Source organism: Pseudomonas sp. E6002, from assembly GCF_013385565.1.
Taxonomy (GTDB): domain Bacteria; phylum Pseudomonadota; class Gammaproteobacteria; order Pseudomonadales; family Pseudomonadaceae; genus Aquipseudomonas.
Window position 1 is genome coordinate 22,895 of sequence record NZ_JACAPT010000003.1, and the last position, 14,892, is coordinate 37,786.

The following is a 14,892-nucleotide window of genomic DNA, read 5'->3' on the forward strand; positions in this document are numbered from 1 at the left end:
CGGGATGATGCTATCGCAGGCAAGCCAGCTCCCACACTGGCACGCATCGCCTGCTAGGTTTTGCGCATACGCGTCAATTCCGGCAAACCCACCTTGAGCAAGCGTGCCGTCTTGCCTTTCGCCAATGCCTCGACGCCTTCATGCTCGGTCAGCCGCGCCAGCTGCGCCGCCAGGTTCATCACCAGCGCTTCGCGGGAATACACCCCGCCCTCCAGCGAATAAATCGCCGCGATCAACTGGCGTAACTCCAGCGGCAGGCGCCAGCGTGTGCGCAGTGCCGAACCATAGGCCGCGCCGAAGGTGTAGAGGGACTCGCCAATCGCTTCGTCATCCAGTTCGCCACCGCCCAGCAGCCAGTCTTGCAGGCACCGCAGCAAGGCCAGGTCGCCAAGGCGATGGAGAATCCCGGCGCTGTAGCAGCGCTCGTGATCCAGGTCGAGCATGCGCGCCAGGCTGCGGGCGTAGTCGGCGGTACGCTGGGACAGCTGCCAATGACGCTCGGCGTAATCCACAAGGCTCGGGTCGCTCAGTACCACGTTGTGCTTGAGGGCGAGCCCCAGGATCAGGTTCATGCTCTGCCCCGCCGCCAGCTTGTGCAGGGCCATGCCCAGGGTCTGTACCGGCGAACCGTGATGGCCGGCGCTGTTGGCGGCGGCGATCAACACGGCAGTAATCTGCGGGTCCATGCGCACCTGCTCTTCCAGGCGCTTGAGGTCCAGGCCCTCCGGCTCCAGGCTATGTTGCACCGCAGCCTGCACGTCGACCCGCAGCGGCGCGCCGTCGGAGGCTTCCCGGCGGCGCTCCAGAAACACCGGCAAGGTCATGCCCGGCGCCAGGGCCGGGACTTCGCAATACACCGTCTCACCTTCGTTCAGCAGCAAGTCCTGCAGGCGCTGGGTCAGGCTTTCCATGTTCAGGGGTTTGGTCAGGTACGCGGTCGGTGCCAGGGGCAAGGCTTCGCGCACACTGGCGCTGTCGTTGCGGGTACTCAGCAGGATAAACGGCAACAGCGGCGTACGCCGTTGCAGGCGCACGCTGCGCAGCAGGCTCAGGCCATCGACGCCGGGCAGCTCCCAATCGGCAATGATCAGGTCATAGGGTTTGTCACGCAGCAACTCGGTGGCCCGCTGGCCATCGGCACACACATCCAGCCGTGCGTCACAGCGCACATTCAGCAACACCTGCTTGAGCAGATCTCGGGACCAAGGGTCGGCCTCGGCAATCAACACACGGGGTACAGCCGGTAAATCAACAGCAGTCATCCAGCACGCTCCATCGGCAATACCAGCACCTTAGACAAAGGAGCCGCCTGCGTACAATGAACAACGGCTGAATACCGTTCATCGGGCACAAAAAAACCCGCCTAAGCGGGTTTTTTGTCGATCAGGTCAACTTTTGATCACAGCTCGGAGAAGCACTCTTCGATGATCGCCAGGCCTTTGTCCAACTGCTCGTCCGGCGAAGTCAGCGGAACCAGCACGCGCAACACGTTGCCGTAGGTGCCGCAGGACAGCAGGATCAAGCCCTTGTCACGCGCCTTGGCCACCACGGAAGCGACAGCAGCGGCGTTCGGCTTGTGGCTGTCGCCATTTTCGAACAGCTCGACCGCAATCATCGCGCCCAGGGCACGCACTTCGCCGATCACCGGGTACTTGGCCTGGATAGCTTTCAGACCGGTCACCAGGCGCTCGCCCACAGCCTTGCAGCGGTCCAGCAGGTGCTCTTCTTCGAACACTTCCATCACGGCCAGGGCCGCGGCGCAAGCGATCGGGCTACCGGCGTAGGTGCCGCCCAGGCCGCCCGGAGCAATGGCGTCCATGTATTCAGCCTTGCCGCACACACCGGCCAGCGGGAAGCCGCCTGCGATGGATTTGGCGAAGGTGGTCAGGTCGGCGGCAACGCCCATCTGTTCCATGGCGAAGAAAGTACCGGTACGGCCGGCACCGGTTTGCACTTCGTCGGCGATCAGCAGGATGCCGTGCTTGTCGCACAGTTCGCGCAGGCGCTTCATGAAGGATTTAGGCGCGACGTAGAAACCGCCTTCGCCCTGCACCGGCTCGATGATGATGGCAGCGATATCACGCGGCTCGGCATCGTTCTTGAAGATGCGTTCGATGCTGGCGATGGAGTCGTCATCGCTCACACCGTGCAGTTCGTTCGGGAACAGCGCGCGGAACACGCCGCCTGGCATCAGGCCCATGCCGGCCGAGTACGGCACGACTTTGCCGGTGAGGCCCAGGGTCATCATGGTGCGACCGTGGTAGGCGCCGGTGAACGCGATCACGCCGGCACGGCCAGTGGCGGCACGGGCAATCTTCACGGCGTTTTCTACCGCTTCGGAACCGGTGGTGACCAGCAGGGTTTTCTTGGCGAAATCACCCGGCACCTTGGCGTTAACTTTTTCGCACAGCTCAACGTACGGCTCGTAGGCCAGTACCTGGAAGCAGGTGTGAGTCAGCTTGTTCAACTGTTCGGTCACGGCGGCGATGATTTTCGGGTGCACGTGGCCGGTGTTCAGCACGGCGATACCGCCGGCGAAGTCGATGAACTCGCGACCTTCAACGTCGGTCACGGTGGCGTTCTTCGCCGACTCGGCGAAGATCGGGTGAATCTGGCCAACACCGCGTGGTACAGCGGCTTCGCGGCGTTTCATCAGGGATGCGTTGGTCTTGCTCATAAAGTCCTCATTCGCCACTCATCGGGTGGCGTGGTCCAAGGAATACGTGGCGGGGAGGCAACTACGGCAGCATGCGATGATCGACTGCCACAGCTTTCCCGGCCACTACGAATAACGGGGTGAAACACGCAAAGGGACAGCGCTCTCGTGCCCTTTGCGTTTGCAGCAATGCCTTGCCGGGCTTAGATGCCCAGGCAGAGGTATTTGATTTCCAGGTAATCCTCGATCCCGTACTTGGAGCCTTCACGGCCCAGGCCCGAAGCCTTGATGCCGCCGAACGGCGCCACTTCGTTGGAGATCAACCCGGTGTTGACGCCGACCATGCCGTATTCCAGGGCTTCAGCCACACGGAACACACGGCCCAGGTCGCGGGCATAGAAGTAGGAAGCCAGGCCGAACTCGGTGTCGTTGGACATCGCGATCACTTCGGCTTCGTCTTTGAAGCGGAACAGCGGCGCCAGTGGGCCGAAGGTTTCTTCCTTGGCCACGGCAGCATCTTTCGGCACGTTGACCAGGATGGTCGGCTCGAAGAAGTTGCCTTCCATCACCTTGCCGCCAGCCAACAGGGTCGCGCCTTTGCTCAGGGCATCAGCGATGTGCTCCTGAACCTTGGCCACGGCCTTCTCGTCGATCAGCGGGCCGGTGGTGGTGCCCTCTTCCAGACCGTTGCCGATCTTCAGCTTGGCCACGGCCACTTTCAGTTTTTCAGCGAACGCGTCGTACACCGAATCCTGAATGTACAGACGGTTGGCGCAGACGCAGGTCTGGCCGTTGTTGCGGTACTTGGAAATGATCGCGCCTTCGACGGCCTTATCCAGGTCTGCATCGTCGAACACGATGAACGGCGCGTTGCCGCCCAGTTCCAGGGAAACCTTCTTGATGTCCTTGGCGCATTCGGCCATCAGCTGGCGACCGATTTCGGTGGAGCCGGTGAAGGACAACTTACGCACGATCGGGTTGCTGGTCAGCTCGCTGCCGATATCGCCGGCGCTGCCGGAGACCACGCTGAACACGCCTTTCGGAATGCCGGCACGCTGGGCCAGTTCAGCCAGGGCGAACGCGGAGAACGGGGTTTGCGACGCAGGCTTGAGCACCATGGTGCAACCGGCAGCCAGGGCAGGGCCGGCTTTACGGGTGATCATCGCGGCCGGGAAGTTCCACGGCGTGATGGCAGCGGTAACGCCGATTGGTTGCTTGATCACGATCAGGCGTTTGTCCGGCTGGTGGCCGGGAATCACATCACCGTAGACGCGCTTGGCTTCTTCGGCGAACCACTCGATGAACGAAGCGGCGTAAACGATTTCGCCCTTGGCTTCGGCCAGCGGCTTGCCTTGTTCCAGGGTCATCAGGCGAGCCAGGTCATCCTGGTTTTCGATAATCAGCTCGAACCAGCGGCGCAGCTTGTTGGCGCGGTCCTTGGCGGTAAGTGCACGCCAGGCCGGCAGGGCCTTGTCAGCTGCTTCAATGGCGCGACGGGTTTCGGCGGCGCCCATTTTTGGCACGGTACCGAGGATTTCGCCGGTAGCGGGGTTGTTGACCTTGATCGTTTGACCGTTGTCCGCATCGACCCAAGCGCCATCAATGAAGGCTTGCTGGCGGAACAACTGGGTGTCTTTGAGCTGCATGTCGGCTTTCCTTAACAGCACCGCGCACGCGCGGAGCGAATTAGAGTTGTTGAAAGGCGCCTTGAGGGCTGCCGTCAGGGAAATCATTCACTGGGCGCAAGCACGTAAATAGCGCACGAAAGGACAAATGTGCGGTTCAGCACCCAGGCAGGAGCGTTTGAAATCTCAAACGAATCCTAGGATCAATGGGGGTGCAGGGCAATAGTCTGTTCGAAAAAAAGAACGAAAACGGCGCATTTGCTCGATTTTTCTGATCAGCGTGTTTCGGGCGAGTTCAACCGCAATTCGTCGAGATGCCCGGTACAGGGCTTCGGCAGCGCCTAATCCTACTGGCAGCAGGCCGAAAAGCGGCATGGACGCCCAAGGTCGACATGGGTATGATGTCGCCCGCACAAGCATCCGTAGCTCAGCTGGATAGAGTACTGCCCTCCGAAGGCAGGGGTCGTGGGTTCGAATCCCGCCGGGTGCACCAGATACAGATGAAAAAGCCCCAGGTCGAAAGGCCTGGGGCTTTTTTGTGGGCGTCGATTCAGGGTTTCTGCAACGCCTCCAACCGCGCCGGCAAGTCTTCCTTGGGAAAGCGCTTATGCAACTCCAGCAGCTTCTCATCCGCCGCCTTCGCCTCTCCCGCCTGCCGCAACCGCAGGATCTCCTGCAGCCCTTGCTCCAATGGCGGCAGCACAACAGCCGAGCGCTTGCTCATCTTCGCCACCGGCTCATCCGCCAGCGAACCCGCGACTTCTGCCTGCACCTGCGGCGCACTGTCAGCCTGCGGAGCCACGGAGAATCGAGCCATCGGCGCGGCAGCCGGGGCCGGGCGGGCCAGTTCCTGCGGGGCGGCCGCGTAAGTGCCTGTGGATAACTCCGGCTGCGGCACCGGCGAGCGCGTGACCAAACCAATCATCAGGGCCACACCCGCGACGGTGGCAAACGCCATCTGCCAGCGCGGCCGTTGGCAGGCCTGTAACCAACGCTGCCACAGGCCGGGTTGCCGCACCGGTGCTTCACGGTGGGCGGTGGCCAGGATGAAGGCGTCCAGGGAAGCCGGCGGCTCGCCGCTGGTGTGTTGACGGAAATGCTCGATCAGCAGCTCGTCGTTCGAGTCCTGGGTATGTCGGGGGTCAGTCATGCGGGTACCTCCTCGGCCAGCAGTCGGCGCAGTTTCTGCTGGGCGTAACGCAAGCGGCTTTTTACCGTTTCCAGTGGGGCGCCGGTGAGCGCGGCGATTTGTGGCACTTCCAGCTCGCCATGCAGGCGCAGCAGGAACACTTCGCGCTGATCTTCGGGCAAGTCTTGCAACGCGCTGTCCAGGCGCGCCTGGTCGCGACTCAGGCTCAGCAGTTGCTCAGGCCCGGCGCTGTCGTCGGGCTGGCCGTGAAGCTGCTCATCGTAGCTGTCGTGCAGCGGGTTGTGGATGCCGTGTTTGCGCCAGTGGTCGATCAGGCGGTTGCGGGCAATCTGGAATAACCAGGTGCGAAAACTCGCCCGGCCCTGTGGCTCGCTGGTGCTGCGGATCAGGCTGAGCCAGGTGTCCTGGAACACTTCCTCGGCCAGTTCGGCCTTGTTGCTCAAGGACACCAGAAAACGGTACAGGCCCTGTCGATGCCGCGCATACAGGGCCTCGAACGCTGCACCGTCGCCGCTGCGGTAGCGGGACAGCAGGGCTTCGTCGCTGGGTGAATCCATCAGGTGGCGCACTCCTTTGAGGTGGATCAGTGTTTGGCCGGGGCCTGGAGGCTCTGGGCCAATTCGACCAGTTGCACAAACTCGCCGCGCAAACCAAAAGGGTCGTCGCCCCGAGCGGAGCGGGCCAGTGCGGCCGTGTCCTTGAAACTCATGCTGCCAGTGTAGCGGCCATCACCCTTGAGTTGCTGGGCGAAGGCGGCCACGGCAGCAGAGAAGCGCAGGTCGTCGCTGGGTTTGCCGCTGTGCTGGTTGCTGATCGGGTGTTCGATCAGTCGGCTATCGCCGCCTTCCGCTGGTTTGTAGCGTACCCGCAACATCGCCAACTCATCAGTTTTACCGTCAGCCTTGGTTGCCGATGCGTAGCGCAGTGGCTCCAGCCAGCCCTGTTCACCCTTCGGGACAATTTCATACAACGCGGTCACCGTGTGCCCGGCACCGATTTCTCCGGCGTCGATCTTGTCGTTGTTGAAATCCTCACGCTTCAGGGCGCGGTTTTCATAGCCGAGCAATCGGTATTCGCTGACCTGCGCCGGATTGAATTCCACTTGCAGCTTCACATCCCGGGCCACCACAGCGAGGGTCGAGCTGAGCTGGTCCACCAGCACTTTGCGGGCTTCGCGCAGGTTGTCGATATAGGCGTAGTTGCCATCACCGGCATCGGCCAGTTGTTCCATCAGGTGTTCGTTGTAGTTATCCACACCGAAGCCGAGGGTGGTCAGGGACACGCCGCTTTTGCGCTGGTCGACCGCCAATTGCTTGAGGCTGTCGAAGTCGCTCACGCCTACGTTGAAGTCACCGTCGGTGGCCAGCAGGATGCGGTTGATGCCTTTGTCGATAAACCCTTCGCGGGCCATTTGGTAGGCCATTTCGATCCCCGACGCGCCTGCGGTGGAGCCACCGGCGGTGAGTTGGTCGATGGCGTTGCGGATTTTGGTTTTGTCCCGGCCCGAGGTGGGCTTGAGCACCACTCGCGATTCGCCGGCGTAGACCACCAGCGAGACGCGGTCCTGGTCGCGCAATTGATCCACCAACAGTTTCAGGGTGCTCTTGACCAGCGGCAGGCCTTCGCGGCGATTCATCGAGCCGGATACGTCCACCAGGAACACCAGGTTAGCCGGAGCCAGGTCCGCCACGGCGTGGTCCGAGGCCTTGATGCCGATGCGCAACAGCCGGCTGTGAGGGTTCCACGGCGACGGTGCCACTTCAGTGGTCACGCCAAAGGGCGAGCCGTCGGTGGGCAAGGCGTAGTCATAAGGGAAGTAATTGACCATCTCCTCAAGTCGCACAGCACCTTCGGGCGGCAGGCTGCCTTGATTAAGGAAACGTCGTACGTTGGCATAGCTGCCGGTGTCGACATCGACGCTGAAGGTGGAGACCGGTGTTTCGGCAACGCTGCGGATCGGGTTGTCCGGGAGGTTCTGATAGTGCTCCCGAGGCTCGGTCTGGTATTGCATGGCGATCGAGTCGTTCATGACCAATCGCGACGCCATCGGTGCAGGCGCAACCATCCGCTTGACCATGGCCCCCTGGACGCTGGCGGGCTCACTTTGCACCTCCACGACAGGCGCCGACTCAGCGGGCTTGGCCACGTCACGGGATGAAGAGAGCCCACACCCGGCAAGCGCCACCAGCAGGGTCACGGTGAAGCCTTGGGCGGCAGGGCGTAACAGCAGAAGAGGACGGGACATGGGCTGAACCTCGTGAATGAATGATCCGTTCACAAGGTCAGACGCAAGGGGCTGGCGATTCGGGTTAAAGCAACTTAGAGCGACGGAATATTTCCCGTCGCTGCCACAGTCGCCACCGGGACACGCTCGTTAGGCGCAGTTACGTCATACACATGCTGCTCACAGCCCTTCCCGATAATCACGAATTCCACCAGGTAAACCTTTTGCTTCTCAGGCTTGAAGGTCGAACTCATGGGGCCGCACTCATACACATAGGTTTTGACGAGGCCGACATAGTTGGCGTTGTAGACCCGTGACTCGCCGATCACTTCAAAGGGCTGCCCCGGGTCAGCCTGCACTTCCAACTGCGGGAAGCGTTTGGCGACGGCGCTGTTGCCCACTTCGTTCATCTTGGCGATCCAGCCGAATACCTTGCCACGGCCGGAATCCACCACCGTCCCGAGGATTTCCGGACGCTGATCTGCATCGGAACTACGGCGTACGGAGAACTGCACCGGATAGGTAAAACCGGTTGCCTTCATGATGACCTTGGCGTGTTCGGCGTCCACCTCGACCTTTTTCTGCTGCAACTGGACGCCGTCCGTCAGCAGGCTTGGCGAGGAGTTCCTGGCAGTGGAGTGGCAGCCGGCCAAGACCAGGGCGAGGATTAAGAGTGAGGTCTTTTTCATGGGTTACTTCCTTGAGCACATTTAAAAGTCTGGCTCGGGCTACGTGGGAGAACCGCAGCCCGATGCCGTTTTCTATCGGCCGTAATACTTAAAACGCGTACCGCGCCTTGAGCATGACCCCATCGGCATCAAAACCACTGCGGGCCTGGCGGGTGTAGCTGGCACCCACGGTAAAGTCCGACACCTGGTAGTTCACGCCGACACTGGCTTCATAGCTGTCACGCGCCACCGAAGCGCCGGTGACGGTGAACGCAGAACCGCCGAGCACATAGCTGGAGGTTTGTGCGACGCGATCACCCATCAGGTCGTGATACGCCATCAAGGTTGCTTCCGGCTGCAAGCTACCGGCACCCATGGGCAAGTTGCCCGCCAAGCGCACACCAGCGCCCAGCTCGCCCACTTCATAGCGTTGCGACTGGGTGCTCAGCGCGGCCGAGGAGCCCTTCTCGTTGAAACCGTCCATGCGCACGTTGGCGTAACGCGCTGCCACGCGCGGCTCGATCACCACGGCCTGCGACGGCTTGAAGCTGTAGCCGCCGATCACACTGGCAGACAGCACATTGCTGTCGTAACTGCCCTTGGCTGTGGTGCCGGCGATATGGCGTTTGCTGTCGTTGTCGTTATGGCCATAGCTGAGGCTGCCGTCGACAAACCAGTTTTGCAGCGACCAGTTGCCGTACAGCGACAGCGCATGGCCCTCCACATCGGTCTTGTTGCCGAGGTCGGAATGGATGTTGGAGTTAAGGTAGCTGTACGCCACGCCCAACGTGGTGGTGTCGTTCAAGCGCCCGTCCACACCCACGGCCATGCCGCTGCTGTTGGCCGAGTAGCCGTTGTTGCCGCCACGCCCGTCCTGGTCCATGTTGCTGCTCAGGCCCTGCACCCACACGCCGCCGGTTTGATGGCTTTCGCGCTGGTCGGTGAGGCGGTTGAAGATCGCGCCGTTGACCACGGTCTGGCCCGACAACGCCACGTCCAGGGCGCCGCGATTGACGTCCGGCTTGAGTTGTTCGCTGACCTGAGCAAGCTGCTGTGCTGTGCCGGCGTCAGCCAGGGTTTGGAACACTGGGTCGTTCTGATTGAGTCCGCTCAGTACGTCGTTTTTAAAGGTGTTCACCGCCGTCGCTGACGCAGCGCCGGCGCCCACCGCGGCGAGCTCCTGCTGCACTTGCTGGTTGTCTTTAACCGCCACCACGGCCTTGACCGTTTGCGCGTCGGCCGAGTAGCTCAGCACGTTCAGCAGAGAGGACGAGCTGGCCACAGACAGGCCATTGTCTTGCACGCTGGTGGCTTGCAACAGGGTGTACTGAGTGCCGTTGTTGGTGCTGGCGAAGTCGCCCGGCTTGGCGCTCACGGTCAGCTTCGAAGCCTGGGCGAAATTCGCTGCACCGTTGACAGTCAGGTACGGCGTTGTCGGCACTACGCTGTCGGCCAGGTGCATATCAATACCTGCGCCGCTAGCAATGTTGAGGTTGCCAGTGATCGCAGTACCGGGCGCCGACAGGTTCAGCGAGCCCGAGTTGACCGATACCGGCGCGATGATGCGGCTGCCGGTGAAATCGGCCTGGCCTGCGACATTCACCGCGCTCAAGTTGAGCAGGTCGCCGGTGATTTTGCCGCCGGTCCAATTCAGCGTGGCAAGGTTGGCGGCGTCGATGGCGATGCCGGCGTTACTGCGGATTTCGCCGGCTTGCTGGTTGATCTCGAACGCCGAGGTCTGGTCCGCGGCATCTACATGAATGGCTGTACCATCGGCGCTGATCGTGCCGCGGTTAACGATGCCGCGCGCGCCGGTCGCGCTGTTCTGGGCAAAGGTTGCCCCGGCAAACTCGAAGGCATTGGCGTTGGTGCCCGTGGCCTCGACGGTGCCGGTGTTGAGGATGTAGTCGACCTTACCGTTTAGAAACATCACCGTCTTGGCGTCATTGCCGTTGGCAGAAAGCAGGCCGCTGTTTTCGATGCGCAGAGGGTTGGTGTCGGTTTCCACCTCGATGCCCCAGGCGCCCTCGCCCGTCGCCTTGAGCGTGCCGGCGTTGAGGATTTTGCCGCCGACGGTGGTCCCCAGATTGTTCTGACGGTCGAGGATCAGGCCGATGGCGTAATCACCGTTCATGTCGATCACACCGGTGTTCGAGACGTCGCCGGCGATGGTGGTGCCATGCAGGTAAATGCCTTCGCCGCCATCCACGTAGGAAGGTGAAGCCGGCGGCGTCAGGGGCAGCGTGGAACGGATGGTGCCGGAGTTGATGACACTTCCACCGATGGTCGTCGCGCCGATCTCAAGCCCCTCGTAACCCCCATTTTTCATAAGAATGTTGCCCGCCTGGACCACGTCCCCGGTGACAGTTCCCGGGCTCAGGTTCTGCGGGCCCGACCAGAACAGCGGGTCCAGGGCAATCGCACGGATGGCGGCGCCCTGGGAATCCAGAGTGATGTCGGCACGGTTGATCAACGAACCCTGGATAGTGGTGTTGGCCACACCCAGTCCGGCAGGGTTGGTGGTGGTCGGCACCACTACTTCGGAGAACGTCCCGTTGATAATCAATGACTCATTAAAGGTCTCGCCGACCCAAATGTTCTTGCCCTGCCCCAGGTCGAATTCCACCGCCAGCGCTTGCGTACTGATTGCGCCGACCATGAGTGCCAACAGGCTTTTCTGGAACTGCTTACGCTTCATTTCAAACTCCATGAACTACATTAAAAGCCGCCAATAGGCCCGGCGGCAGTAGGTGTGCTAAGCGAGGGATCAATTGATCCGAATGCATTCCCCCAGGGTGCCTTCCTGAAACGCAGGCGCGCGCCTGTGCACCACAGCGGGCGGTGACAGAAAAGAGGCTTGGGGGGTGAGGTTCACATTAATCCTTAATGTCATTTGAAAACGCTGCAGTCCATGCAGCCCGACCGGTTGCGGGTGGGCGGGGTAAAGACACTGGGATATACAAAATGTTCAAGGTGCTCGGCGAGTTCTATCAAACTGCTCGCGTCAGGATCAGCCACCGCAAGCCACGCGGAGACCTCTCGCTGGTCTACTTGAGCTCCTTCACCAGATAACTCCCGGAGATCTGCGTGATACCCGTCAACGCGCGGCGCAACGCCTCAGGATCAGTGCGATAAGTGAGCGGCGTGTAACCGTAGACATTCTGGCCATTGAACGGCGTGATCGACTCCACCGTGCGCCAGAGCATCTCGTCGCCACGGTCCATGCGCGCCACCACGGTGAGCGTCGGGTAGACCACGCTGCTGAAACCCTGGGTCAGGCGAAAGCCCCACTCGCCTACCGTCAGTTGAATCTGCGCATCGGCCGGCTCGTCGTCACCCACCACTTTGAGCGATGACGTCTTACCCAAGGCATCAATGAAGGCCTGCTTGAGCAACACACCCAAGTCGATATTTTCGGCGTCCATCACCGTGAGGATCGCCGCCGGCGTCGACATCTCGGCCAGTTGCCCCGCCTTCATGCCGGCGGCAAACCCCGCGCCGCTCAAGGCTGCCGTGCCCAGCTTGGACGCGCCGCTGGCCATGCCGACGCCCGCACCAAGCCCGGCGCCCAGGGCCGCACCCCAGGCTTGTTCACGGCCCATGTAGACCATGTTCTTTTCCCACTTTACGGGCAGCACTTTGACCGTCTTGACCTGCGCACGATGCTCGGGCGTGAGGGGCTGGCTGACGCAGCCGCCGAGGATGAGGGTGGAGAGGAGAACCAGGAGAAGGTTTTTCACATCAGTCCTTTAATGTTGGTGGTGGGTGGATGCGTTTAATCATCGCCAGGGTGTCGGCAATGGGGGTGAAGACATGAGGCATTGGGAGTGGGCCAGTACTTTGCTGCCTTGCGTGGGTTTGGGTGCGGGCTTATAGTCCGGGCCGTCGCCCATATGGCGATTCAGGTTTGGCGACCTGACAACAGAGCGCAAAAGCATCCCGCTTCTATGCAGGTGTTTTTGCACCCGCAAAGCTGTGCATGATATGGCGGCTGTGCGCGGGAGACCTTCGGGTCTGCCGGTTTTCTCTGTTGCCGGTTCGCCAACCTGCGTACGGCCGCCACCCATTCGTTTGGCGACGAATGAGTGGTGGCTTAATCCACCAACAGAGTACTGACAATGAATCGATACATGCCCCTCACGGGCCACGACTGCACCGTCCCCGCCCTGCTTATCGACACCCATGCGCCCCTCGATGTCCTCCACGACGCCGCCGTGTACCGGATTCGCGCCGTCACCCAACTGCTGGAAAACCTGGCCTTCCGCGACCAACTCAGCAGCGATGCTGTGGTGCTTCAAGACTTCGCCCAATTGCTGGCGATTCCGCTGCGCGATGGGTGTGATTTGCTGGATGTCATCAGTCGCAGACTCAATACCGATCCATCCTGAGTAAAAGCCGGGCGGCCTGGGTGCCGCCCCTTTAACTCGGTTAAACAACCTCACTTACCATGAAGCAAAACTTTTAAAGCATCTTTAGAAACGCACACTATGCGTGCCCACTCTTCTTTTTCCAAATACTCTTTATCAGAAAGATCAGGACCATACTTATCAAAAAGCGCGTCAATAGCTTGAACCACGTCCTCGATGGCTCTAGCTTCCTGATCATTTTTCAAAACTAGCCCTATCCAAGTGTATGCATTTTCAGCGAGCCCTGTATCGTCATATAAAAAATGTATTGTGTAATCAAGTTCATCATAAGCTAAATTCGGCGATGAACGTTCTACCCAGGCACGGAACTGGTAATCTGAGTCCGACAAACCTGCCAGATAGGAAACCAGCTCCTCTCTCATACTCGGAAATTTTAACTCGGAGAGTTCCAAGTTTTCCATTTTTTATACTCACTCTGGGCAAAGGGGACGGATTTATTTAATTGACCTAGCTGGAGTTTTTAAATCTAATATTTAAACAAATCCGTCACTTTTACGTCCTAAATAAATCCTTGCCCTTTACGTTAAAGAGCAACTCTGCCAGCATTAAAACGTGGATTGCCCCCTATTTTCCAAAACATGTGCAGATAGATAAACACTCAACTTATCAGACAAGCCTATCCGTTCAACATAAGCAACAATATATATAGCAGAGCTCTCGTCCGCCTCACATACCGGCTCAGACATTTGCTCTTGTAGCCCTACAATCTTATAGGCCTTATTGGCAAAAAAACCGATCACCAACAATATTAAAATTAAACTATTTTGTTCTACGCTTTCAGATGCAAAATTTCCTTCTGCCAGCGGTCCGCTCTGCATATCATCGGAGTCTAGATAATATGCTAATTCATCAGCACTGAGCCCTCGATCAGACAACCATCGCCAACACTTATCAACTGCCTCCTGACATTTTTTTTGCGTATCACTCGCCGAGTCAAGGTTACGTAGAGCATAATCAAGCAACAGAAGGAAAATTGAGGCTTTCTTTACCCACATCATACTGTCAATGACTTTAAGCGCTTCTTCATTGTCCATTAACTATTCTCCCATCTTTAACTAGGACTGTTAGACGATTTGGCATTGCTGCCCCTCCCTCAGCGGTAACTCTTAGCAGAAGAGTAGGATAGCGCTGACTGAATTGTTTAACCACCCCATTCAGGTCACTATTACCCGTCAAACCTGCACTACACTTATTACAGATACCACTTGCATTTGGTTAAAGGGGACGGATTTATTTAATTAACTCATAAGAAATTTTTAATATTTAAATAAATCCGCCCCCTTTACGCTGTTATATCATCGACCGAGAAATAGGGGGTCAGACCACTATTAATACTTTAATTAGAAAACCGTGGCCTGAACCCTATTTCCCGCGCCCGATTCTCGCTCTAATTCACGCGTTAAACAAAACTTCTCTCAGCAAGTCCTGCCTCTCTGCCTGAGCCCCTACGGCTGCAGTGAAGCACTGATTATAGGCAGCAATCTTCAAAACGCCGCCCAAATCTTCTACTGCAAAGCAGTCGATATCCATTAACTTCTTTTCGTCGACACCCACTAACTGAAGCAAGGATTTGCTTACCCACATGAAAGCGCCAACCGCCTCAATGTAGCCGTTTCTTAAAACCCAACGCCCAGGATTTTTTGATATATCTACGACCTCTTGGGTCAGCGGAAAAGGCAGCCCATTACTTTTCTTGGGCAGATGAGCGTGTTCGACGCGCTCAACTTCAAAGAGCGTAAGACTCTCGGCATTTTGCCATCGATCATACTCGGCGTCGTAAATTCGAGCCTGAACAAAGCCGGGCTCATCGATTAAAGCTTCAATCAAGGTCTGTGCAACTTCAATCGAATTCGCCAGGCGTTTCATATCAAGCCGATAAAACGCTTTATCTGCCACATACGAAAACTCGACAGAACCGTTTGCCAGCTCAATAAAAAAACTCTGACACTTGTTTTTCTCCAAGTAATTCGAAACGTCCGCCAACCCTATTTTCTTGCCGGTAAAGCCATCAATGACGGTATCCTCATTAAAGTTTTTGAGCTGTTGTATTAGCCGCCCCCATACAACTGAAGCGCCATCATGTAGCCTCTCGCTAAAGACAATTTCAATTTCAGCCATATGATTAGCCACGGTCAAAGGGGA

At 58.7% G+C, this 14,892-nt stretch carries 13 protein-coding genes and 1 tRNA gene; 2 read left to right on the plus strand and 12 right to left on the minus strand.

The window, feature by feature from the left end; all coding sequences use genetic code 11:
- Window positions 1-53 precede the first annotated feature (53 nt).
- The 3 genes from HX815_RS04020 to gabD form a co-directional block, all read right to left on the minus strand.
- Window positions 54-1,262, minus strand: coding sequence for an HDOD domain-containing protein (locus HX815_RS04020; protein ID WP_003218151.1), 1,209 nt, complete (start codon window positions 1,260-1,262; stop codon window positions 54-56).
- Window positions 1,263-1,399: 137 nt separating this feature from the next.
- Entirely contained in the window at window positions 1,400-2,677 is a 1,278-nt protein-coding gene (gene gabT, locus HX815_RS04025) for a 4-aminobutyrate--2-oxoglutarate transaminase (RefSeq protein ID WP_087693631.1), read from the minus strand.
- 182 nt (window positions 2,678-2,859) lie between these two features.
- Window positions 2,860-4,302 carry an NADP-dependent succinate-semialdehyde dehydrogenase gene (gabD, locus tag HX815_RS04030; protein ID WP_003218155.1) on the minus strand — a complete coding sequence of 481 codons (1,443 nt, stop codon included), beginning with the start codon at window positions 4,300-4,302 and terminating at the stop codon, window positions 2,860-2,862.
- Window positions 4,303-4,697: 395 nt separating this feature from the next.
- Between gabD and HX815_RS04035 the strand changes: the two genes are divergently transcribed.
- Window positions 4,698-4,774, plus strand: a tRNA-Arg gene (locus HX815_RS04035).
- Window positions 4,775-4,831: 57 nt separating this feature from the next.
- Here HX815_RS04035 and HX815_RS04040 read toward each other — a convergent pair.
- The 6 genes from HX815_RS04040 to HX815_RS04065 form a co-directional block, all read right to left on the minus strand.
- The gene (locus tag HX815_RS04040) at window positions 4,832-5,431 is read right to left on the minus strand and encodes a hypothetical protein (protein ID WP_102367868.1); all 600 of its coding nucleotides are present in this window, start codon (window positions 5,429-5,431) and stop codon (window positions 4,832-4,834) included.
- A complete protein-coding gene (locus tag HX815_RS04045; RefSeq protein ID WP_003218160.1) occupies window positions 5,428-5,988 on the minus strand; it encodes an RNA polymerase sigma factor in 561 nt (186 codons plus the stop codon). Before HX815_RS04045 ends, HX815_RS04040 begins: the two co-directional genes overlap by 4 nt.
- Window positions 5,989-6,014: 26 nt before the next feature.
- Window positions 6,015-7,676, minus strand: a complete 1,662-nt coding sequence (locus HX815_RS04050) for a VWA domain-containing protein (RefSeq protein ID WP_177027835.1) — start codon at window positions 7,674-7,676, stop codon at window positions 6,015-6,017.
- A gap of 74 nt (window positions 7,677-7,750) precedes the next feature.
- On the minus strand, window positions 7,751-8,344 hold the full coding sequence (locus tag HX815_RS04055; RefSeq protein WP_008433680.1) for a hypothetical protein: 594 nt from the start codon (window positions 8,342-8,344) through the stop codon (window positions 7,751-7,753).
- Window positions 8,345-8,432: 88 nt separating this feature from the next.
- Window positions 8,433-11,021, minus strand: a complete 2,589-nt coding sequence (locus HX815_RS04060) for an autotransporter domain-containing protein (protein WP_177027836.1) — start codon at window positions 11,019-11,021, stop codon at window positions 8,433-8,435.
- A gap of 349 nt (window positions 11,022-11,370) precedes the next feature.
- A complete protein-coding gene (locus tag HX815_RS04065; protein ID WP_003218168.1) occupies window positions 11,371-12,063 on the minus strand; it encodes a hypothetical protein in 693 nt (230 codons plus the stop codon).
- A 390-nt stretch (window positions 12,064-12,453) separates the two neighbouring features.
- On the opposite strand from HX815_RS04065, the gene HX815_RS04070 reads away from it, so the two are divergent.
- The gene (locus HX815_RS04070) at window positions 12,454-12,711 is read left to right on the plus strand and encodes a hypothetical protein (RefSeq protein WP_008433674.1); all 258 of its coding nucleotides are present in this window, start codon (window positions 12,454-12,456) and stop codon (window positions 12,709-12,711) included.
- A 50-nt stretch (window positions 12,712-12,761) separates the two neighbouring features.
- Here HX815_RS04070 and HX815_RS04075 read toward each other — a convergent pair whose 3' ends face one another.
- The 3 genes from HX815_RS04075 to HX815_RS04085 form a co-directional block, all read right to left on the minus strand.
- A complete protein-coding gene (locus tag HX815_RS04075; RefSeq protein ID WP_008433672.1) occupies window positions 12,762-13,151 on the minus strand; it encodes a hypothetical protein in 390 nt (129 codons plus the stop codon).
- A gap of 144 nt (window positions 13,152-13,295) precedes the next feature.
- Window positions 13,296-13,784 carry an Imm6 family immunity protein gene (locus HX815_RS04080; protein ID WP_177027837.1) on the minus strand — a complete coding sequence of 163 codons (489 nt, stop codon included), beginning with the start codon at window positions 13,782-13,784 and terminating at the stop codon, window positions 13,296-13,298.
- Window positions 13,785-14,142: 358 nt separating this feature from the next.
- Window positions 14,143-14,868 carry a hypothetical protein gene (locus tag HX815_RS04085; RefSeq protein WP_177027838.1) on the minus strand — a complete coding sequence of 242 codons (726 nt, stop codon included), beginning with the start codon at window positions 14,866-14,868 and terminating at the stop codon, window positions 14,143-14,145.
- Between the last annotated feature and the right edge of the window lie 24 nt (window positions 14,869-14,892).